Below are 20,815 nucleotides of genomic sequence, written 5' to 3'. Positions count from 1 at the left end.
ATTACACATCATGAAAAAAACGGAAATTCACAGGAACACAATGTTGTCTGAAGCCGTACCGACGTATTGGTTCCCAGCAACCTAGCTTATTCTTGTCATCCGCTGCCCTGAGAATCATCCATAACCTTGCGAAACGTCAGATTGATACGACACCTGCCGGTTAATGTATGACATTCCTCTTTAATAGGCAATACGCCATGATAGCGAAATCTCGCCGGCCCGCCCCAGACCACGACATCGCCATGAAATAAAGGTATCCGGATGTGTTCATCCTGACGCCGCATGCCACCCCACAGGAAAACCGCTGGAATTCCCAAGGAGACCGAAACGATGGGCGCTTCTTTATCGTGCTCATCCATATCCTGGTGCATGGATAGTCGGGTTCCAGGATCATACCGATTGATCAGGCAGGCATCGGGAACATACTTCTGAAATCCTGTCGCTGCCGCGGCACTCTGCGCCAATGCCATAAAAATTTCAGGCATTCTGGGCCAGGGCTGACCACTCTGCGGATCGATGGCGTCATAGCGATAACCTATGGAATCCGAAATCCAGCCATAGGAACCGCAATTCGTCATCGCGACCGACATGCAAAAACCTCCCGGCGTAACCATATTCCGGAATGGCGCTCGCACCGTCATCCGGCTCACTGCCTCATGCAGCGCCATTGCTTGAGCAAATGCAAAGCCTCGCAACACGAATGCGCCCGTGCATAATTTCTGCTGTTGCTGCCCTTGAAATAATGCGTCGTCTTCAAACAAACTCATAACCCTGCCCATCCATTCTGCTCACCCTCAGTAACCGTAGCAGATCAATGACACTGTACGGATCGTGACAGCACTTTCTCCGCCATTTTCGCTTGAAATCCGGCTATAAGCATTAAATTTTCTGAATTTCTTCAAGATAATTCTTCCGATATAGATGTCAGACATTGCTGATGTTATCGCATTCCATTTTTATGTTATTTTGCAGTCACTTCCATAGTGGGTTACCGCAAAGAGAGTGAGGATATTGAAATGTCAAATCATCATATCACCCCATCCACGCGCTGCTTCCTCGTCCCGGAGCCATGAATGTCTATCCCTGAAAAAATTGCTCATTCATTCCATACGCTTTCAGAGGAAGGAAACCTGATGAACGAACCCATCAAAATACTCATCGTAGAAGACGAAACGATCGTCGCCCTCGATCTGAAAAGGCGACTGACCAAGCTGGGCTATCATATTACGGGAACCGCGGCCAATAGCGATAAAGTGCTGGCACTGATCAACCAGGAAGTCCCCAGCCTCGTACTGATGGATATTCATATTCAAGGCAGCATGGATGGTATCGAAGTCGTTGCTCTGCTGCAAAAAACCCATCATATCCCGATCGTTTATCTGACTGCATTTTCGGAAGAAAAGACGCTTGCCCGCGCCAAGACCACCAAACCGTATGGCTATTTATTGAAGCCATTTTCGGACCGGGAACTCCATATCATCATTCAGGTGAGCCTGGAGCGTTTTGAATGCGACATCGTGCTCAAAAAGAACGAACAGCATTTTCGTCTGGCTCTGGAAGCCGCGAATCTGGGAACCTGGGAAATGGCGGCGGATTCACAAGACATCATCTTGAATAAAACTCCGCATGGCGGGGCTTTGCCGTTGCCGGACTGGAACAGTGTTATGACTGCCATGCATGATGACGACAAACACAAACTCGCGCAATTCATTGATCGACTGCGCAGCAGCAAAGGAAAGACCGCCGATCTGGAATTCCAAGTCGACTGCGGCAGTGAAACTCCCGTTTGGTACAAACTATACGGTAAATCCTTCAGTGACGCGGCAGCCGACCAACCTCAGATTGTCGGTATACTGCAAAACACGACCGAAAGCCGCTCAGCACGAAACAAACTGGCACAGGCGGCAACAGTGTTCGAATGTGCTGCGGAAGGCATCATCATTCTGAATGAAGACAAACGTTTCGATCGTGCCAATAACGCTTTCTTCAGCATGACCGGTTTTGAGCACCACGACCTCATCAACAAGGAATTGCCGTTCTTGAACCGATTCTCACTGGGTGAGGATATGTATAACAAGATCTGGCTTGCATGCCATCAGAATGGTCAATGGCAAGGTGAAGTCAGTGTGCTCAAGAAGAATATGGACAGCCTCTATGCCTGGCTGAACATCGGCCTCATTCATTCTGACGCAGGCACGACTCAACAGTTTGTCGTAATGATATCGGATATCACGGTCATCCGCGAAACGACCGAGCAACTCTCGCATATCGCTTACTATGACAGTTTGACCAATCTGCCGAACCGCATGCTGATCATGGATCGCCTCAAGCAGGCATTGGCGGTCGCGATACGCGAATCTTCGATGCTGGGCGTGCTATTCATCGATTTGGATAACTTCAAGCGCATCAACGATACCTTGGGGCACAACAGCGGCGACACGCTATTATGCTTCGTGTCGCACCGCATGCTGTCGGTATTGCGCCAGTGCGACACGCTGGGAAGGCTCGGTGGAGACGAATTCATCGTGATCGTGAGCCGCGCCGAATCGAATGACGCTTTGATCAGAGTGGCGGAAAAAATATTGGAAAGCCTGGCCATGCCGGTCATCGTTGAAAATATGGAAATCATTCCGTCATGTAGCATTGGCATCAGTGCTTACCCGGATCATTCCGCTCATCCGGAGGAACTACTGCAGATGGCGGATACTGCGATGTATGAGGCAAAGAACAAAGGCAGGAATAACTATGCCTTCTATCACTCCGCATTGACCCAGAAAGCCGCACATCATCTGACCCGGGAGCAGGAACTTCACCACGCCTTGGCAAAGCAACAGTTCATGTTGTTCTACCAGCCCCAGTTCTCTCCGACCGAAAAGCGCATCACGGGGGTCGAAGCGCTGATTCGCTGGCAGCATCCGACTAAGGGATTGTTACTCCCGATCGACATCATTCCGGTCGCCGAAACGAGCCGGCTGATCATCGAGATCGGAAATTGGGTGCTGACCGAAGCCTGCAAGCAACTCAGCCAATGGCACGCGAACGGGCTGAGCGATTTACGAATCGCCGTCAATATTTCGATACGGCAGCTCGCGGACAAGAATTTCCACAATTTTATTGCCAAGCTCCTGTATCAATACGCACTTCCGGCTCATTTGCTGGAATTGGAAGTCACTGAATCCTGCCTGCAGGATGAATTAATCTACATCAATTGCCTGGAGCAATTGGAGAATCTGGGCCTTTCCATCTCCATAGATGATTTTGGCACCGGTTATTCATGCCTGAGCTCGCTAAAAAATCTTCCGATCCATCGATTGAAAATCGATCAAAGTTTCGTCAAGGGCATTCCTGAAGACGACAATGACTGCGCCATTGCCGCCGCCATTATGGTGCTGGCGCAGAAGCTTGGATTGCAGGTGATTGCCGAAGGCATCGAGGCACAGGAACAAATCGCTTTTTTGACTGAACTGGGTTGTAACGAATTGCAAGGCTATCTGCTCAGCAAACCGGTAGCGCCGGAATACATCCCCGGGTTGATCAAAAATTCGCCTATTCGCCCAAACACCTGAAGCCACGCCGTCACCATGCCCTTCGCCCATTTGAAAAATTTCGGCAATACCAATGAAATGATGCATCTCGCTGTCGAAGCGTCGCCGAGCGGCATGGTAATGATGGGTAGTGAAGGCAAGATCGTGATGGCGAATTCCATGACGGAGAAGCTGTTCGGTTACGATCGACACGAACTTCTCGGTCATCCTCTTGAAATCCTATTACCCGAGCGGTTCCGTCAAAAACATCCGGAATACCGCCAGGCTTATATCGGAGAATCGACATCCCGTCCGATGGGTCATGGAAAGGACGTGTACGGTTTGCATAAAAATGGCAAGGAATTTCCGATCGAAGTGGGCCTCAATCCGATCGAAACGCAATATGGCATCTATGTGCTCGCAGCCATCGTCGATATCAGCGACCGCAATTTTGCCGAAAATATGCTGCGACTTGCCGTGGAAGCATCGCCCAACGGCATGATCATGTCCGATCGCAATGGCATCATCGTGATGGTGAATACGACAACCGAAACATTATTCGGCTATGCCCGCAACGAATTGATGAATCACTCGATCGAAATGCTGATACCGCAAACGCATCGCCGTCATCATCCGCAACTGAGAAAAAATTATCTCGAACAACCGAGCGCGCGCGCCATGGGTCATGGAAGAGATTTGTTCGGATTGCACAAAAACGGCCTGGAATTTCCGGTTGAAGTCGGCCTGAATCCGATCCAAACGCCGCAGGGCCAGATGATTCTGGCTTCGGTGATCGACATCACGGAACGGAAGCATCAGGAAGAACAGTTGAAGGCCGCCCTCAAAGAAAAAGATCTGCTATTGTCCGAAATTCATCATCGCGTCAAAAATAACCTGCAAATCATCGACAGCCTGCTGGGTATGCAATCCGACAGATCGATGAACGGCGCCGCCATTGGAATTCTGAAAGAAAGCCAGAATAGAGTCAAATCGATGGCCATGATTCATCAAATCCTGTATGAATCGACCGATTTTTCACGCGTCGATTTCAGCGCCGTCACTGAAAGCCTGGTCAGCAATCTTTCAGCTTCCTATGCCTTGAATACGTCGAACATCCATATTGTCATCGACGCTGATCACGTTCTGCTCCCGATCAATATCAGCATTCCGCTGGGATTGATCCTCAATGAATTGTGCACCAATGCCATGAAATATGCATTTGCTCTGAACCATCGGGGACATATTCATATCGCGCTCAAATATCTCGACAACCATCGCTTACAAGTGATCGTCAGCGACGATGGCAGAGGTCTCCCGGAGGAATTGGATATCGATAATACCTCAACCCTGGGACTGCAATTGGTGACGCTCCTGAGTGAGCAGATCTCCGCTGAGCTGACCATACAGCGCAAGAATCCCACGCGCTTTACGCTCATGGTTCCCGTGTGATCCCTCTGGCATGGGAAACAACGGACAATCTCCCATAGCATCGCATCATTACCTGATTCCGATTGAGGTTCAGAATCCGGGTAAGAGATTTATTGCGCTACAGCCACACGACAGTTGACCAAAAAGGCTCAAAACGTTAACATGCGCAACTCACCATTTTCCCCGATAGCTCAGTCGGTAGAGCGACGGACTGTTAATCCGCAGGTCCCAGGTTCGAGCCCTGGTCGGGGAGCCACATAATCAGGAACTTACAAGAAATATTAATTAATTCTGTTCCGCAATTTTAATTTTCCATCAAATAATAATTCACAATATCAGCCCAGACTATTTTAGGATTTTAATAACAAAATCTCGTTATTGCGCTTATTGATTAACCTTTGCACTCTTCTCCCACTCCCCTACTCCACCGATAAGCTTGCTTTCATTATCCATCTCATTCTCCTGAATATAGTTGGTTTGGAATTCAACGAAGATTGGAAAACCGACGAAGACAGCATGACCCGTCAGGGCAATATGCCTTTATTTTTGAGATAATTTTCTGACGAGATTGGACAAATTGATTATTGAAAACTAAGAAGGATTAGCCTCTGCCTCATCTCTAAGTTGGTGAACACGATCATGATTTCTTCTTACTCCATCTAACTGCTGAGTAATCAAAGATCGAAGATTATCAGACAGTTCTTCTTTCAAAGCGTCTTCATATGCTTCAAGCGCAATATCTTCAGCCCTTTCACATTCTTCCAATACAGCAAGATTATCTTTGTTAGTAATTGCAGTACGAAAATCAATCCACATTCTATGTAAAGCACCTGTAGTCGATCCACCTGTAGCTGGTTCACCTCCTAATTTTCTTACCTCTTCACTCAAAGATCGAATTGCCTCATCACAACTCTTTGAACGGTCTTCAAAGTACATTCTCAATGTTGGATCATGGGAATCCTCTGCACATTTTCTGAAACCTTCAACACCATCGCGAGAAGTTTCGATTAAATCATTTAATACATCAATACTTTTTTCATTAGTCATCTCATTCTCCTAAAGATTAATAGCAAGATAAATCCATCAACATTTCAAAGGAAATGATGATTAAAAATTTAATAATAGTCTGTGCGCTAGAATACCTACAGTAAATGGTTTCGAATCAATGTCATCTAAATGTGATAATAAACGCTATCCAAAAAATGTTAACAACTATCAACCAAATATCTACATCTATAGTACTGATATCACAAAGAAAATTGGCATAATGACACAGCTCCGATCTAGAGAAGCAGGACGTGTTCTGTGACAGTTTCTGAAAATGTTGTGTTTACTGAATTACACCGCGCTATCCTACAAAGGCACTCGTGCGCACGCTCCGCTCCAAGGTCGCGTCGCTGCGACGATTGCCGATTAGCAAAAACCAAACTCTGCATTCACCAGAGGACAGCCCGGTATAGACTTTGAAAAAGGTGAATTGAGCTTAATTGTTGATGTGATTTTTCTTACAGAAAAATTATTGAAAAACTGCTATCTGCTATCTTAGAATCCATGTATTTGTAGCCCCGTGTTACTTGGACGGGGAAAATCAAAAGGTGCGTTTATGCGATTTGAAGTAGATATATTTTGTGGATTATTTATGGGAAGTAGTAATGAAGGCTTATCATTATCGCCTAGAACATTGTCTGCTCTCGGACAGTGCGGTATTGAATTAGGTTTGGATATCTATGGCCCAGATTGATTCTGGGTCGACTAAATATCTTTATCAAAATATCAAACAGAAACCGTGATAAACCACTGCCTAGATTTATCCATTTTGGTGAACCAATTCAGTACAAAACTGAGCACTCAAGAGAGTGCTTTTTGTTTCTTCCACAGGTGAGCAAGCGCAGAATAGCTGCCGGTTATCTCTATTTGATTGTCTTTGATGCGGCTCTCATTCACCAGTAGCTTTAAATACTCCTTACCGAATCCGCTTTTTCTGTCCAGTAGCTTTGTTTTCAGTGCCTTAATAAAAGCTTCAAGCTGATTTTTTTGATATCGAGAAGTTGTTGCGGACGGCGGCATCCTGCGACTTGATTGATTTAAAACATGGAACTCTCCGCCTTTGATTAACCTATCAGCCACCATTTATTCTGGAGAGTCGAGGTTAGGACTTTGCAAAGCAATGATGAGATTTTTACAACTAAAAATGGTGTAACCAGCGCCAGCAATACCTTTATCGCCACATCATTAATCATGAGCTTCCAATTAGATTCATATTGCCAAACCTGAGCCTGATGAATGGATTTATAATCCGGCACGATTTCGATTTATTTTCCTGGCTGCAAGGACAACCCATGATTAATCTGCTTCAATTGACGACACTGATTTTTACCTGCTTATTTTCAATCCTGCTGATCGTTTCTCCGGCAACGGCAGTATCGGCCGAAGCTTCTGCGGCGGCAACGTGCTGCTCATCTTCCGAGTTGATCGAATTGCCGAAAGACGCCGTCGAGAAACTGGACATCACCGCAGGCTTCGGCTGGGGAATTTTCAGCGGCACGGTCTACAATGGCAACGACAATTACCAGGTCGCGCAACTGATCGTCAGCATGACGCCGATCCACGGCCACCATCACGGCGACATGCACGCAACGATGTCGCACGAACCCAAAGTGCATCAGATCAACCTGGAAATACCGCCGCTATCCAAAGGCGCGTTATCGATGCCGCTGGCGAACGAGGATAGTCATATTCATGACTTTGACTGGACGATTATCAAAGTCATGGGTCATGCGGTGCGGTGACTCCCGCTGAAGAAGTTCTGGAAATAATAAGTTACGGTTCTTGAGCGCGGGAATACTAACGGATCAAATCCAAGGTTTTCAAGTCACGTTCACCGTGGAAATACCGGTCGAGCACGCGTTCGAATACTGAACCCGGAGGCGTCACGCTGGCGAATAATGTCGCAGAGGATTTCAGCTTCAGATCATCCGGTGAACCAAAAATCTCATGGGCTGTTCGGTCGTTGATCGTCAGCAGCGTCTCGAAGCACTGCACAAGCCTCGGGCCAAGCAATCGGTGGTTTAAATACGCATGCGCTTCCGCGATGCTCTCGATCGCATAGCGCCGCGACATCGAGCTCAAACCAAGCCCGGCAAATTGGGGAAAGATATACCACATCCAATGCGAGCGCTTTTGCCCCTGCGCAATCTCAGCCAAGGCAAGCTCAAAGTCATGCGCCTGCGCTTGGACGAAACGATCGAGATCATAAGGATCGGGGGGATCGGGGTCTTCTGCCACAACTATTCCTCACGGCTGATCGAAATTCTCACTGTCTTGGCGGCATCACCGATCATTCCACGATCACGCCACCACCCAGACATACTTTGCTTTCATAAATGACGACCGACTGCCCGGGCGTCACCGCCCACTGATCCTGCGCAAAATCGACTTCGCAGTAATCTTCGGTAAAACGCGCAATCGCGCACGGCGCATCCACCTGGCGGTAGCGCGTTTTTGCGGCGTAAACCCAATTGCAGTGCGGCTGTTTGCCGCTGATCCAAGTCAGGTCGGCGGCTTTCAATGCCGGCTGGAACAAACTCGGATGATCATGCCCCTGGACTACGATCAGCACATTTCTCGCCATATCCTTGCCGAAAACAAACCACGGCTCATCGCTGCCCTCGCGCGTGCCGCCGATTCCCAAACCCTGCCGTTGCCCGATGGTGTAGTACATCAGTCCGAGATGCTTGCCCACGACTTTGCCGTCCGGTGTCTGAATCTCACCCGGCTGATGCGGCAGATAGCGATTCAGGAATTCGCGGAACGGCCGCTCGCCAATAAAACAGATGCCGGTGCTGTCTTTTTTCGAGAAATTCGGCAGTTTCAATTCCTCGGCGATTCTGCGAACGTCGCGCTTGTATAAATGCCCGACCGGAAATAACGTGGTGGCCAGCTGTGCTTGATTCAGTCGGTATAAAAAATAGCTCTGGTCCTTGTTGCCGTCTTCCCCTTTCAGCAGCTGAAACGTGTCGCCCACTTTTCGCACTTGGGCGTAATGGCCGGTGGCGATATGGTCGGCGCCAAGCGTATGGGCATGTTCCAGAAATGCCTTGAACTTGATTTCCGCATTGCACAGCACATCGGGATTGGGTGTGCGTCCGGCCTGGTATTCGGCCAGAAAATGCGAAAAGACGCGGTCTTTGTATTCCGTCGAGAAATTCACGACTTCAATGGGAATATCGATGACATCCGCAACCGATACCGCATCCAGAAAATCCTGGCGGGAAGAACAATATTCATCGGTATCATCGTCTTCCCAGTTTTTCATGAACAAACCGACAACGTCGTATCCCTGCTGCTTCAGCAAATACGCAGCGACCGATGAATCCACGCCGCCGGACATGCCGACCACCACCCGTTTGTTTTTCATCGCGTCAAGCGTCATAGTGAGTCAATAACGCCAAGGGATAGCGATTTCCCGCGATATGGTCGCGAATGCACTGCATCACCAAGGGGCTGCGGTGGCGCTGCTCTGCTTGCGCAATCTCGTCGATACTGAACCAATCGGCTCGCAGAATGCCTTGATCCAATACCCGCTCAGGATCGTGATCGGTCACCCGGCCGCAGAATGCAAATCGCAGATAGGTGGTATCCATGCGGCGGGAATACCATTGATAAATGCCCAGCAGATGCTCCGGCACGAAGGTGTAGGCCGTTTCCTCGAGGGTTTCGCGAATCGCGCCGTGTATGATCGATTCTCCCGGATCGAGATGGCCTGCCGGCTGATTCAGAAACAAACCCGCGCCTATTTCCGGCTCTTCCTCGACCAATAAATATTTACCATTCTGCTCAATTACAGCAGCCACCGTCACGTTGGGTTTCCAGATCATGATGTCCTAAATAAAAACAATCAATGGCCAATTTTCAGCACAATTGCTGCCTTTGACCCCTATAAAACGCTATTATCGCACCGCTGCTATTGATCCGGTAAGGATTCAGCGCGGTCAACCACAAGCCCAACAAGAAAACCTAGCTTGCACGCTTTAATAAACGTACGGCGCATGAGATGACGTGAAGACGCGTGAAACGCAACAACCGAGACAATTCAACACGATAGCCAAGAGAACAAATGCCGTGCAACGAGGCGACTCGCTCATGCGGTCAATTAATCGGAGCTTCCCTAGAGCTTTCGGAAAAGTTCCTGCATAATACGGGCCTTGCCAAATTCCACAATCATTAACTGTTGGGGCAGATGTTTGAATCTGCTGCACGATTTCCGATAAGCCCATGTTTCTCATTGATTTCATTCTCCACATCGACATTCACCTGCAGGAACTCGCCTCGGAATATGGGCTATGGATCTATGGCATCCTGTTTCTGATCGTCTTTTGTGAAACCGGACTGGTAATATTGCCGCTACTGCCCGGCGATTCGTTATTATTCGCGGCCGGCTCACTGGCGTCGCTCGAAAATTCCCAGCTCAGCCCGCATATGCTGTTTATCGGATTGTGCATCGCCGGCATCATTGGCGACAGTGTCAATTATTGGATAGGCAAGAAAGTTGGGCCCAGGGTGTTCACTTCGCAAGAGTCGCGTTTCTTCAAGCGTGAATATCTCGACCGGACGCACGCGTTCTACGTCAAATATGGCGCCAAAACGATCATCATTGCGCGTTTCATACCGATCATCCGCACGTTTGCGCCCTTTGTCGCCGGAATCGGCACGATGCCTTACAAAACCTTCATCACCTATAACATCGTCGGAGCAGTGCTATGGGTTGGCACGTTCGTGTATGCCGGATTTTATTTCGGTCAACTGCCGTTCATTCAACAGAATTTCAAGCTCGTCATCCTGGCGATCATCATTCTATCGATCACACCGCCGGTGATCGAATATCTCAAGCATCGCAACAAGAAATGACGGCATGAGCGCATGAATGAAGAATTCCGGCTGCCGATGCCTACGATGACCAACCCATCATTCCGATTTCTACCTGAAGGATAACCGCACTCATGCAAGCTTCATCCAGCCGTATTCACGACATCTTTGCCCACTGGACCGACATTGCCTACCGGCAAGCCGCATGGGTTCTGCTGGCGGCCTTGCTGACCGCCGTCGCCTGCGGCTGGTATGTCGTACAGAACCTGGGCATGAACACCGATACCGCCGAGATGCTGTCGGAGGAATTGCCCTTCCGCGTCAACCTGAAACACTATAACGAAACCTTCCCGCAGGATATCGATACGCTGCTGGTGGTCCTGAATGCGCCGACGCCGGAACAAGCCCGCTCGGCAACGCAGCGGCTGGCCGCGCGATTGAAACAGGACAGCGCGCATTTTTACGATGTCTATCCTCCGCGGGTAGATGATTTTACCGCGCGCAATGGCTTGCTCTATCAGAGTGTCCCCGAGCTCGAGCGCATCACCGATAGCGTGGCCGCTGCGCAGCCCTTGATCGCACGCATCACTCGCGACCCGACATTGGCGTCTTTTGCAGATATTCTGACCACGGCAGTGGAGGAATTGCAGAAAGGGCGCAGCATGGAGTTGCGGCCCGTGCTCGGCGAAGTCAGCACGACGCTGGATGCGCGCCTAAACGGTTCAGCGCGGGCATTGTCGTGGCAAACGCTGTTTGGCGGTGAGACCCAGAAAAGTACCTATCAGGAACTGATCATTGTAAAACCCAAGCTGGATTTCACCCAACTGCTGCCCGGCGAACAATCCATCAAAGCCTTGTACCAGGCCGCAGAAAGCATCGGCATCACCGCAGACGGGCCGGTGCAATTGCGCATCACCGGCGAAGCTGCATTGGCCGATGAAGAACTCGCTAGCTCATTGAGCGGCATGGAATATGCCGGGATCATCACTTTCGTCTTGGTGGGCGTCGTGCTGTACTTCGCGATGCGTACCGGCGGATTGATCCTGAATGTACTGATCTGCCTGTTGATGGGCTTGCTTCTCACCGCCGCATTCGCCACTGCCGCGGTCGGCCATCTGAATCTGATTTCGATCGCGTTCGCAGTGCTATATATCGGCCTCGGGGCTGATTTCGCGATCCATTTCCTGCTGCGCTACCGCGAAGTCCTGGAAAACGGCCTGCCGCCGACCGACGCCATTCACATCTCCGGCGGCGACGCGGGTGCTGCGCTGACTGCGTGCACCATCACCAATGCGATCGGTTTTTATGCTTTCATGCCGACCGATTACAGCGGCGTGGCGGAACTGGGCATCATCTCGGGCACCGGCATGATCATCAGCCTGTTGGTCACGCTCACGATCGGCCCGGCGCTGCTGCGCTATTTACCGCAGAAAGATGCGCAAAAGTCGACCAGAAAGAGTTCCGTCGGAAAAGTCCTTGAATTCTCGCTGAAATGGCACCGATTGACGTATGCCATCACTTTTGCGGCCACCATTGCCGCGCTGACGCTGATGCCGCAAGTCCGCTTCGATTACAACCTGCTCAACATGCAGGATCAGAAAGGCGGCGCCGTACAGACGTTTCGCGAATTGCTGACGGAACCCGATCTTTCACCGTGGTATGTCTCGGTATTGGCTCAGGATCGAACCGAGGCAGAGCAATTGGCGCAGCGGCTGGCCAAGCTGCCGGAAGTCGACCGGGTGGCCAGTATTCTTGATTTCGTGCCAAGTGGACAAGAGGAAAAACTTGCGTTGATCAGTGAAATGACGCTGACGATCGGATCGATTCCACCGTCGATGCAGGCTCCAAACCGCGCTATCGATGATGACGCGATGCAGGCAAAGCAACGCCACGCATTGGATGCGCTGACCACGGCATTGGATCGCTTCACCCGCGATCATCCGACACATGCGACCGCGGACACGGCGCGGCAATTGCAGGCGGCGCTGAGTGAATTGATCGCGCGGCTCGATCGCTTGAGCGCCAGCGAACAAGCCGCGCTGTTGCGTTCCGTCGAGCAGGACCTGCTGACGACATTGCCATTGGCGCTGCAAAGCTTGCATACCGCCACGGAAGCGGTTGCGTTCGAGCAGGACGATCTTCCGCTCGCACTGAGTCGTCGCTGGTATAGCGAAAAAGGCGAATACCGCCTGGCAGTCTATCCGGCTGAGGATCTGAATGACAACTCGGCATTGCGACGCTTCGTGCATGCCGTGCAAACCATAGCGCCGCATGCGATCGGCACTCCGGTCATCAGCCTGGAGGCGGGCGAAGCCGTCGTGCAGGCGTTCATTCAGGCGTTCTTGCTGGCATTGGTCGGCGTCGTGGCGATCCTGCTGATCCTGTTACGTAGCGTGAAATACGCGCTGCTGGTGTTATTGCCGCTGCTGCTGTCCAGTTTGTTCACCGCCGCATTCACGGTGCTGCTGGATGTGCCCTTCAATTTCGCCAATATCATCGCATTGCCGTTGTTGCTGGGTCTGGGCATCGACAGCAGCTTGCACATGGTGTATCGCAGCCTGAACAACGAATTGGTCAGCGAAATTCTGATTCACACCAGCACGGCGCGGGCGATTTTTTTCAGCGCACTGACTGCGCTGGTCGATTTCGCCAGCCTGATGTTCTCATCGCACCAGGGAACCTCGAGCATGGGCATCATGCTGACGGTCGGGCTGACGTTCACACTGATCTGCACGTTGGTGATATTGCCGGCGTTATTGCGCGTCCCGGCTGCTGCGCGCCCATGAGCGCTCTTACAATTCTTGGTTGCTGTCCACGAAAAACCTTGAAAAATCTGCGCGCTTGTTCAATGTTTCCCCGGTGATTTACTGCCTGCCCTCGCGATCCTGATTGACCAACGGTCGAACCGGACTGATCACATCCTCGCCACCGCTGGGCGTATCGATACCGAGGGCGACATGACTTTTGCGGTAACCATAGAGAAAATAAAACATCAATCCTATCCCTGACCAGATCGGGAACACCAGCTTGGCGTCCGCGGGTAGAAACAGGAACAGCATGATGCAACCCATGACCGCAAGCGGCCCCACCAGCCAGATGATCGGCGCCCGGAATGGCCGTTCGCGTTGCCTGTCCTTCACGCGCAGAATCATCACCGCGCAGGCGACCACCATGAACGCGAACAGCGTACCGGAATTGGAAATGTCTGCCAATTTGCCGACCGGCAGAAAGGCCGCCGCCAACGTGACGCCCAGCCCGGTCACATACGTAACGATGTGCGGCGTCTTGAAGCGCGGATGAATCCGGCTCAGCACCTCCGGCAAAAGGCCATCGCGCGACATCACGAAAAATATGCGGGTCTGCCCGAACAGCATCATCAGAATCACGGATGGCAATGCCAGGAAGGCCGTGAGACCGAGCAGATTGCCGATTTTTTCCCAGCCGATTTCGCGCAACACCAGCGCCAATGCTTCGCGCGAACAAACCAGCGGTTGTTGGCCCACCGCCATCAGCGACTGGCAGTGCTCGGCCAGCGCCAGCGATCCGGGAACCAGATTCCGACCGCTTGCATCCAGCACCGGTTGCGCCCCGATTGCGCCGATTGCGCCCATCGAAATCAACAGATAAAACACCGTGCAAATCGCGAGCGAGCTGATCAATCCGAGTGGGACGTTACGCTGCGGATTCTTGGTTTCTTCCGCCGCCGTCGAAACGGCATCGAATCCGACATAAGCAAAGAAAATCGACGATGCAGCCGCAATCACACCGGTTTCACCCAATGGCAGGAACGGTTCGAAATTGTCGAGGTTGATGACAGGCAGCGTCAACGCGATGAACAACGTCAACGCCATAATCTTGATCGCTACCAGCACCGCGTTGAAACGTGCACTTTCCCGCGTGCCGATGACCAGCAAGGCAATCACCAGCAGGCAGATGAACACCGCCGGCAAGTTGATGATGCCGCCCGCAAACGGGCCATTGACCAAGCCGAACGGCAATTTGATTCCCATCGAATGATCCAGCAGGCCGACGAAATAACCCGACCAACCAACGGCCACGGCGCTCGCCGCGACTGAATATTCAAGCATCAGCGCCCAGCCGACCAGCCAGGCGACCAATTCGCCGAGCACCGCATACGAATAGGTGTACGCCGATCCGGAAACCGGCACCATCGACGATAATTCGGAATAACACAGCGCCGCTACCGTGCACACGAAACTGGCGATCACGAACGACACCATCATTCCAGGCCCCGCTTTCTGCGCGGCTTCAGCCGTCAGCACGAAAATACCGGTGCCAATGATCGCACCAATTCCCAGCAGCGTCAGTTGCCATACACCCAAGGATCGGTGCAAGCTTTTCTTTTCAGCGGTAGCCAGGATGGCATCCAGCGATTTCACGCGCCAGAAGATCATAAATTTCCCCTTTAATGAAAACGAATCGCGCTAAATGATACCTTCAGCGCGGGCATAGTGTACAAGAAATGACGCTATGGTAAAGATTCGATGCGCTGGATCAAAGCAACGCAGTGCCTTAAAAATTTAAATTTTTCAGCGATTTTAGCTGACCCGGCAGTTTCGCATCTGATTCGATCCGCTACTTTGACATTATTGCCGAAGTTAAGCTTGCTTCAATGAAACTTATTGCCCGGTTCACGCACAAAAATACACACGAAGTGGGATAGAATATTTACCCGACGTTTTCCCACCCAATCAATCCATCAATTCAGGAGTTATCGATGCGCATCCTACTGATAATGATCATCGCCTTACTGGCCACTCCCGTGTTTGCGTGCAACAGTTCGTTGCTCGACCAGAATTTCCGCAAACTCGCGGCTGAGGAAATGGTCAATCTGTGCCAGGCCTACGCCGGCAAAGTTGTGCTGGTGGTCAACACCGCCAGCAAATGCGGCTATACGCCGCAATACGAAGGACTGGAGCAGTTATTCGAAAAATATCAATCTCAAGGATTGGTGGTGCTCGGTTTTCCGTCGAACGATTTCATGGGCCAGGAACCCGGAACCGAAGCAGAAATTCAGGATTTCTGCCGGCTCACCTATGACGTCAAATTCCCGATGTTCGAGAAAACGCCGGTGAAAAAAGAGCACGCGCATCCTTTCTATGCACAGTTAGCCGAATTGTCGGGTACTTTTCCGACCTGGAATTTCCAAAAATACTTGATTGGGCGCGACGGCAAGTACATCACTTTTTTTACGCCGCATACCAAGCCATCTGATCCGATGGTAATCACCGCGATCGAAAAGGCATTACAGCAATAAACCCAATGAAAGAGTCATCCTCTCAGCCACCCACCGCGCCTGACTCTTCCGGTAAAGAAAAACCGGAAATCGGCGTGGGGCCGATTTTGGGCTTGGCATTATTTTTAGGGTTAATGATAGGTGCCGCCACCGACAAATCGCATATTCTGCCAGCAACACTGATTTGCGCGATCATTCTGTATACCAACCGACATAAAATCGCTGCCCAGGATACCCCGAATTCAACAAGCCACAACGCTTCACCCACCCCCAAGATCTATTACGCCTGGCCGGAATCAAAACAGTATGCTGTAACCATCTCGGCGGTTCCTTATCAACAAGAAATCCAGCAATTGGCGCAGGAAAATCCCGTCAATCCGGATTCCACCGGCACGAAAAGGCGTTTTTTTCTGGCGCTGCTTGAGCCGGTCAATGATAATCCATACGACGACAACGTCATCCGCGTCGATATTGGCGAACATACCGTGGGCTATTTATCGTATGATCAAGCGCAGCGTTTTCGCAAGCTCTTGAAAGATCATCAACTTTCTAATCAAATTACCACCTGCATGGCTGTGCTGATCGAAAATGCCGAAACACAGACTGACCAAACCGTGCGGTATGGGATCAAGCTTGATCTCGCACTGCCGGCATGACAGGTTGAGCATGATCATCACCTCTGCCTTAACCTTGCGATTTAAAATTTTTTATCCCATCTGTATTCATTTCATTGGCCAATCGCATCGACGCGGAAGGTTTCGCCGCAATTGGAATTTCCTTGTACCGGTGCATTCACGATCAACTTTTCGAGATCGCCGCCGCGGCTTAGATCGGCATTCAAATTCAATTGAACCTCCACCAGCATGCCTTGTTGGCAGGTCAATTTGATACGGTCGCGCACGGATGACCCCAGCACAGCGGCAGCGCGTTCGAGAAAATCAGCGGTACGCACATCCTGGCCGATCCGGCGGTTCATGAAGTAGGCCATACCGGCATCGTTGAACTGACGTATCAAATCCACCGCCAAGTCGAAATAATCATCCATCGAGCCGGATTGGCACGTGCCATGCTTATGCCATTCGTGCCGCTCGAGACAGGAACCGGCCGTCACACTCGGCATGACCTCGGCCAACGCCGCGCGTGAAGCGGGAGTTAATGAAAGCTGCGGATAATCGCAGAAATTCTGCTTCTGGGCTTTGACGTCACCGCAGAAACCATACTGTATGCCGCAAGTTCGCTTGTTGGGCCACAAGCCGTGCAACGTGAAGTGCCTCGCCTGATAGACCTGCGGATCAGTAATTGCACACTCCGCTTTATCCGGTTTTGTTTCACAAAAAGCCGGCTGCCAGGACAGCGCCAGCACGAAACTATCCGCTTGCCCGGCAACCCCGCATTGCGCATTGCCATTCGTATCCGGTTGGGTTAATTTCACTTGACCGCAATCGGCGCTGACCCAGCGTTCCCGAGGCTGGGCTGAGGATACGATGACACGGTACCAATCCGGTTGATTGGGCCGATTCGCTTCAAGAACGGTGTAATCGCTTCCCGCCTGAATCTGCGCGTTGTCCGGATTGGTGAGGTTATTTTTTGAAACATAGGCAGGGCATACCTGCTGTGCAGAAAAAACACCTGTCGCTTTGGCAGCCCATAGCGAAGGGGCGCAGCAGACTGTCAACACGATCATGACGACATGACGAACAAACAATTCTTTTGAGTACGACATTGATTTCCTCCGGCGATGGGTACTACATGATAGGCTGGCAGCTTATCATTATTGAACGTCATCGATAAAGCTGCCGTGAACCTCTTGCGTCGCGTCTCACATCAGTGAGGAAGAAAATTCAATGTGACCAGGGCAATGGATCCAGTCAGGGATGCCGGCTCCGCAGCCTTGCAGTGCAAAAATCACCGCTTCCGTCACGGTTTGCAGCCACAGTACTTGCGATTCTGAACCCTCAGTGGTTTTTATGGGCTTCCAGATCGAAAATGTAGTGATACAGCAGTTCGTATTCTTTTTTGGACTGATGGGCGAACAATGGATCGTTCCGGATCTTCACGGCTTTTTCAATCGCATCCCATTCCTGATCGGAAAATACCTTGTTCATCAGCGGATAAATGTATTCATTTTCCTTGTGTATATGCTGCTTCTGCAACGCGATGTAATGACGGGTCGTCTCCAGCAACTGATTGGCCGGCACGATGCAATCTTCCGCCGCCATGTTGAATAATTCATAAATGGTATGCGTGGCTTGGATGATTTGCCGATGCTCGGATTTGAGCTGCTCAATCAATGGACACTCCTTGACACCCTTCTGTTCGAGCTTGCTGAAAATCACATCTTCCGCAGGATGGTGCCATTTATCCGGGTAATCATGAACATAATCCAATGCGCTCAATATCACGGTCAGATCGGCATTCTCGTGACTGTTATATTCATAGCACTCGATTTCATGACTCAGGCAATTCAATAACCGTTGCAGATGGTAATGGTCGGTATGAAGCTGGCGTTGAACTGTATGCATAGCATCCTCCTGTGACGCAGCGTTGATGCTCGAACATAACAGAACCTATCGCAGGGTTTGTTGCGAATGATCAAACAATTGGATAATTCATCACACAGCAACACAGTTGCTGATTACTTCGAAATTTCTATTAAGAGATAATGAATTAAGTCAAATACTTATGAAATACAGGGATATTTTTTACGTCAGCAACCGCAGTGCTTCCTGATATTTCTCCACGGTTTGGCGTAAAACGTCCTGCGGCAACTCAGGAGCGGGTGCTTTTTTGTTCCAGTCCTGCTGCTCGAGCCAATCGCGCACGAACTGCTTATCGAAGCTCGGCGGATTCTGGTCCGGTTGATAGCGGTCTGCCGGCCAGAAGCGCGATGAATCCGGCGTCAGTACTTCGTCGATCAAGTACAGTTCGCCTGTGTCATCCAAGCCGAATTCAAACTTGGTGTCGGCAATGATGATACCGCGCGACAGGGCGTAATCGGCAGCCTCGGTATAAAGCTGGATAGCTTTTTGGCTGACTTTCGCGGTCAAATCCTTGCCGAGTTGCTTTTCCACGTCCGCGAGCGAGATATTTTCATCGTGCTGGCCGGCTGGAGCCTTGGTCGACGGCGTGAAGATCGCGCCGCCAGGTAATCGTTCCGCCAGCTTCAGCCCTGGCGGCAGTGGAATGCCGCAAATCGCGCCAGTTCGTTGATAATCGTTCCATCCCGAGCCGATCACATAGCCGCGCACGATCACTTCGATCGGCAGTGGTTTCAGCCGCTGGACCACAAAGGCACGGTCTTGAACTTGACCGCGCTCGTCAGCGGCCACGACCAACTCGGGCGCTATGCCGGTCAGGTGATTTGGCATGACGTGCGCAAGCTTGTCAAACCAGAACTGCGACAGCGCCGTGAGGATTTTTCCTTTGGCAGGCACTGCAGTCGGCAGGATCACATCGAATGCCGACAGTCGGTCGGTCTGCACGATCAGCAATTGATCGGCATCGACCGCATAAATATCGCGAACTTTGCCGCGATGGACAAATGGCAAGCTTTTGATGGTGGTTTCGAATAGCGCGGATGAAGAGGTCATAGTTTTTGTAATCAATCGCATTGAAGCTGTTGTTTGATATGAATGGCCTGCTGCAGCGCTTCATCAACGTCAGCGCCGAGTACCGTGAAATGTCCCATTTTGCGGCCTGGCCGCGCGTCGCTTTTGCCGTAGAGATGCAGTTTCGCGGTGGGATGTTGCAAAACCACGCTCCAGTCAGGCGTGCCGTATTGCCACAGATCGCCGAGCAGGTTGACCATCACCGCGGCACTGTGCTGCGTAGTGGCTCCGAGCGGCAGACTACACAACGCACGAACTTGCTGCTCAAACTGCGATGTGACGCAGGCGTCGATCGAATAATGACCGCTATTGTGCGGCCGGGGAGCAATTTCATTCACCAGGAGCTGATCGTCCTGCACGACGAAAAACTCGACGCAGAGCACGCCCTGGTAATCCAACCGTTCAGCCACCCGGCAAGCGACAGCCTGAGCCTGCTGCGCCAAAGCCAGCGGAATTCGCGCCGGCACGATGCTGATGTCCAGAATGCCATTGACATGTTGATTCTCGGCAACGGGAAAGGTCTTGATTTCACCATCACTGCCGCGCGCCACAACCACGGAGATTTCGCACTGCAACGGCATGAATTTCTCCAGCACACAGACCGAATGATTCAACTGCGCATAGGCAGCCGTCAAATCTGCCTGATGACTCACTGATTTCTGACCTTTGCCATCATAGCCGAACTGGCTGACCTTCAATATGCCCGGCAGTAAATGAGCAATCGCCTGATCGGCTTGATCGGATGGCTGCTGGATGACCGCAAATGGCGCAACGGCAAAACCGTTATCGCGCAGGAATTGCTTCTCCAGCACCCGATCCTGGGCAATCGCCACGCTGTGCGAATCCGGCCTGACCACGCAGCGTTCGCTTAATTGCCGTAGTGATTCGGCAGGAATGTTTTCAAACTCGGTGGTAATGGCCGCACATTCTTCGCCGAGCTTTCCGAGCGCCGCCTGATCGCTATAATCCGCACAAACCAAGCGATCGGCGCTTCGTCCGGCGGGACTATCCGCGGCTGGATCCAGTACCGTGACCTGATACCCCATTTGCTGAGCGGCCGCGGTAAACATGCGCCCAAGCTGGCCGCCTCCGAGAACGCCGAGCATCGCTCCAGGCATTACAGGGATTACAGG

Annotated in this window: 18 protein-coding genes and 1 tRNA gene; 8 read left to right on the top strand and 11 right to left on the bottom strand. The window is 51.2% G+C overall.

From position 1 onward, the window contains the following. Positions 1–95 precede the first annotated feature (95 nt). Positions 96–767 (bottom strand): DNA oxidative demethylase AlkB, encoded by a 672-nt coding sequence (gene alkB / locus ABF87_RS05035; RefSeq protein ID WP_160828044.1) that lies wholly within the window; start codon positions 765–767, stop codon positions 96–98. Positions 768–1,133: 366 nt separating this feature from the next. Between alkB and ABF87_RS05030 the strand changes: the two genes are divergently transcribed. The 3 genes from ABF87_RS05030 (at position 1,134) to ABF87_RS05020 (ending at position 5,208) form a co-directional block, all read left to right on the top strand. Then, positions 1,134–3,566, top strand: coding sequence for an EAL domain-containing protein (locus ABF87_RS05030; RefSeq protein ID WP_160828043.1), 2,433 nt, complete (start codon positions 1,134–1,136; stop codon positions 3,564–3,566). 15 nt (positions 3,567–3,581) lie between these two features. Then, positions 3,582–4,973 (top strand): PAS domain S-box protein, encoded by a 1,392-nt coding sequence (locus ABF87_RS05025; protein ID WP_160828042.1) that lies wholly within the window; start codon positions 3,582–3,584, stop codon positions 4,971–4,973. A 159-nt stretch (positions 4,974–5,132) separates the two neighbouring features. Then, a tRNA-Asn gene (locus tag ABF87_RS05020) sits at positions 5,133–5,208 on the top strand. Positions 5,209–5,543: 335 nt separating this feature from the next. On the opposite strand, the gene ABF87_RS05015 is transcribed toward ABF87_RS05020, so the two are convergent. Continuing rightward, a complete protein-coding gene (locus tag ABF87_RS05015; RefSeq protein WP_160828041.1) occupies positions 5,544–5,999 on the bottom strand; it encodes a PA2169 family four-helix-bundle protein in 456 nt (151 codons plus the stop codon). Positions 6,000–6,800: 801 nt separating this feature from the next. Next, complete coding sequence (locus ABF87_RS05010; protein ID WP_160828040.1) at positions 6,801–7,082, bottom strand: hypothetical protein; 282 nt, start codon at positions 7,080–7,082, stop codon at positions 6,801–6,803. A gap of 149 nt (positions 7,083–7,231) precedes the next feature. On the opposite strand from ABF87_RS05010, the gene ABF87_RS05005 reads away from it, so the two are divergent. Continuing rightward, positions 7,232–7,741 carry a hypothetical protein gene (locus ABF87_RS05005; protein ID WP_240143523.1) on the top strand — a complete coding sequence of 170 codons (510 nt, stop codon included), beginning with the start codon at positions 7,232–7,234 and terminating at the stop codon, positions 7,739–7,741. Positions 7,742–7,796: 55 nt separating this feature from the next. Here ABF87_RS05005 and ABF87_RS05000 read toward each other — a convergent pair whose 3' ends face one another. From ABF87_RS05000 to ABF87_RS04990, 3 genes are read right to left on the bottom strand one after another with little or no spacing between them, the layout of a single operon-like run. After that, positions 7,797–8,237, bottom strand: a complete 441-nt coding sequence (locus ABF87_RS05000; RefSeq protein WP_160828039.1) for a DUF1810 domain-containing protein — start codon at positions 8,235–8,237, stop codon at positions 7,797–7,799. A gap of 52 nt (positions 8,238–8,289) precedes the next feature. After that, a complete protein-coding gene (gene mnmA / locus ABF87_RS04995; RefSeq protein ID WP_160828038.1) occupies positions 8,290–9,369 on the bottom strand; it encodes a tRNA 2-thiouridine(34) synthase MnmA in 1,080 nt (359 codons plus the stop codon). Positions 9,370–9,373: 4 nt separating this feature from the next. Next, positions 9,374–9,829 (bottom strand): NUDIX hydrolase, encoded by a 456-nt coding sequence (locus ABF87_RS04990; RefSeq protein ID WP_160828037.1) that lies wholly within the window; start codon positions 9,827–9,829, stop codon positions 9,374–9,376. 397 nt (positions 9,830–10,226) lie between these two features. On the opposite strand from ABF87_RS04990, the gene ABF87_RS04985 reads away from it, so the two are divergent. Next, a complete protein-coding gene (locus tag ABF87_RS04985; protein WP_160828036.1) occupies positions 10,227–10,859 on the top strand; it encodes a DedA family protein in 633 nt (210 codons plus the stop codon). A 92-nt stretch (positions 10,860–10,951) separates the two neighbouring features. Then, complete coding sequence (locus tag ABF87_RS04980) at positions 10,952–13,603, top strand: MMPL family transporter (RefSeq protein ID WP_160828035.1); 2,652 nt, start codon at positions 10,952–10,954, stop codon at positions 13,601–13,603. Positions 13,604–13,681: 78 nt separating this feature from the next. Here ABF87_RS04980 and ABF87_RS04975 read toward each other — a convergent pair whose 3' ends face one another. Beyond that, positions 13,682–15,232, bottom strand: coding sequence for an amino acid permease (locus tag ABF87_RS04975; RefSeq protein ID WP_160828034.1), 1,551 nt, complete (start codon positions 15,230–15,232; stop codon positions 13,682–13,684). 428 nt (positions 15,233–15,660) lie between these two features. On the opposite strand from ABF87_RS04975, the gene ABF87_RS04970 reads away from it, so the two are divergent. Together ABF87_RS04970 and ABF87_RS04965 are read left to right on the top strand one after the other, a co-directional pair. Further along, entirely contained in the window at positions 15,661–16,095 is a 435-nt protein-coding gene (locus ABF87_RS04970; RefSeq protein WP_240143529.1) for a glutathione peroxidase, read from the top strand. A 5-nt stretch (positions 16,096–16,100) separates the two neighbouring features. Beyond that, positions 16,101–16,730, top strand: coding sequence for a hypothetical protein (locus ABF87_RS04965; RefSeq protein ID WP_160828032.1), 630 nt, complete (start codon positions 16,101–16,103; stop codon positions 16,728–16,730). A gap of 71 nt (positions 16,731–16,801) precedes the next feature. On the opposite strand, the gene ABF87_RS04960 is transcribed toward ABF87_RS04965, so the two are convergent. From ABF87_RS04960 to ABF87_RS04945, 4 genes are all read right to left on the bottom strand, one after another. Beyond that, positions 16,802–17,797 (bottom strand): ribonuclease T, encoded by a 996-nt coding sequence (locus tag ABF87_RS04960; protein ID WP_160828031.1) that lies wholly within the window; start codon positions 17,795–17,797, stop codon positions 16,802–16,804. Between the two features lie 232 nt (positions 17,798–18,029). Further along, complete coding sequence (locus ABF87_RS04955) at positions 18,030–18,596, bottom strand: hemerythrin domain-containing protein (RefSeq protein ID WP_160828030.1); 567 nt, start codon at positions 18,594–18,596, stop codon at positions 18,030–18,032. A 180-nt stretch (positions 18,597–18,776) separates the two neighbouring features. Beyond that, positions 18,777–19,664, bottom strand: coding sequence for a phosphoribosylaminoimidazolesuccinocarboxamide synthase (locus tag ABF87_RS04950; protein ID WP_160828029.1), 888 nt, complete (start codon positions 19,662–19,664; stop codon positions 18,777–18,779). Between the two features lie 11 nt (positions 19,665–19,675). Further along, positions 19,676–20,809 carry a 5-(carboxyamino)imidazole ribonucleotide synthase gene (locus ABF87_RS04945; RefSeq protein ID WP_160828082.1) on the bottom strand — a complete coding sequence of 378 codons (1,134 nt, stop codon included), beginning with the start codon at positions 20,807–20,809 and terminating at the stop codon, positions 19,676–19,678. Positions 20,810–20,815 lie beyond the last annotated feature (6 nt).

This window comes from Nitrosomonas sp. JL21 (assembly GCF_009833095.1).
Taxonomy (GTDB): domain Bacteria; phylum Pseudomonadota; class Gammaproteobacteria; order Burkholderiales; family Nitrosomonadaceae; genus Nitrosomonas.
This window is presented reverse-complemented; position numbering and strand designations above follow the sequence as displayed.

Excerpts from the sequence above, each read along its gene's own strand:
- alkB (WP_160828044.1), bottom strand. The coding sequence starts at position 767 with ATGAGTTTGTTTGAAGACGACGCATTATTTCAAGGGCAGCAACAGCAG.
- ABF87_RS05030 (WP_160828043.1), top strand. The coding sequence starts at position 1,134 with ATGAACGAACCCATCAAAATACTCATCGTAGAAGACGAAACGATCGTC.
- ABF87_RS05025 (WP_160828042.1), top strand. The coding sequence starts at position 3,582 with ATGCCCTTCGCCCATTTGAAAAATTTCGGCAATACCAATGAAATGATG.
- ABF87_RS05015 (WP_160828041.1), bottom strand. The coding sequence starts at position 5,999 with ATGACTAATGAAAAAAGTATTGATGTATTAAATGATTTAATCGAAACT.
- ABF87_RS05010 (WP_160828040.1), bottom strand. The coding sequence starts at position 7,082 with ATGGTGGCTGATAGGTTAATCAAAGGCGGAGAGTTCCATGTTTTAAAT.
- ABF87_RS05005 (WP_240143523.1), top strand. The coding sequence starts at position 7,232 with ATGAATGGATTTATAATCCGGCACGATTTCGATTTATTTTCCTGGCTG.
- mnmA (WP_160828038.1), bottom strand. The coding sequence starts at position 9,369 with ATGAAAAACAAACGGGTGGTGGTCGGCATGTCCGGCGGCGTGGATTCA.
- ABF87_RS04990 (WP_160828037.1), bottom strand. The coding sequence starts at position 9,829 with ATGATCTGGAAACCCAACGTGACGGTGGCTGCTGTAATTGAGCAGAAT.
- ABF87_RS04985 (WP_160828036.1), top strand. The coding sequence starts at position 10,227 with ATGTTTCTCATTGATTTCATTCTCCACATCGACATTCACCTGCAGGAA.
- ABF87_RS04980 (WP_160828035.1), top strand. The coding sequence starts at position 10,952 with ATGCAAGCTTCATCCAGCCGTATTCACGACATCTTTGCCCACTGGACC.
- ABF87_RS04975 (WP_160828034.1), bottom strand. The coding sequence starts at position 15,232 with ATGATCTTCTGGCGCGTGAAATCGCTGGATGCCATCCTGGCTACCGCT.
- ABF87_RS04970 (WP_240143529.1), top strand. The coding sequence starts at position 15,661 with ATGGTCAATCTGTGCCAGGCCTACGCCGGCAAAGTTGTGCTGGTGGTC.
- ABF87_RS04965 (WP_160828032.1), top strand. The coding sequence starts at position 16,101 with ATGAAAGAGTCATCCTCTCAGCCACCCACCGCGCCTGACTCTTCCGGT.
- ABF87_RS04960 (WP_160828031.1), bottom strand. The coding sequence starts at position 17,797 with ATGTCGTACTCAAAAGAATTGTTTGTTCGTCATGTCGTCATGATCGTG.
- ABF87_RS04955 (WP_160828030.1), bottom strand. The coding sequence starts at position 18,596 with ATGCATACAGTTCAACGCCAGCTTCATACCGACCATTACCATCTGCAA.
- ABF87_RS04950 (WP_160828029.1), bottom strand. The coding sequence starts at position 19,664 with ATGACCTCTTCATCCGCGCTATTCGAAACCACCATCAAAAGCTTGCCA.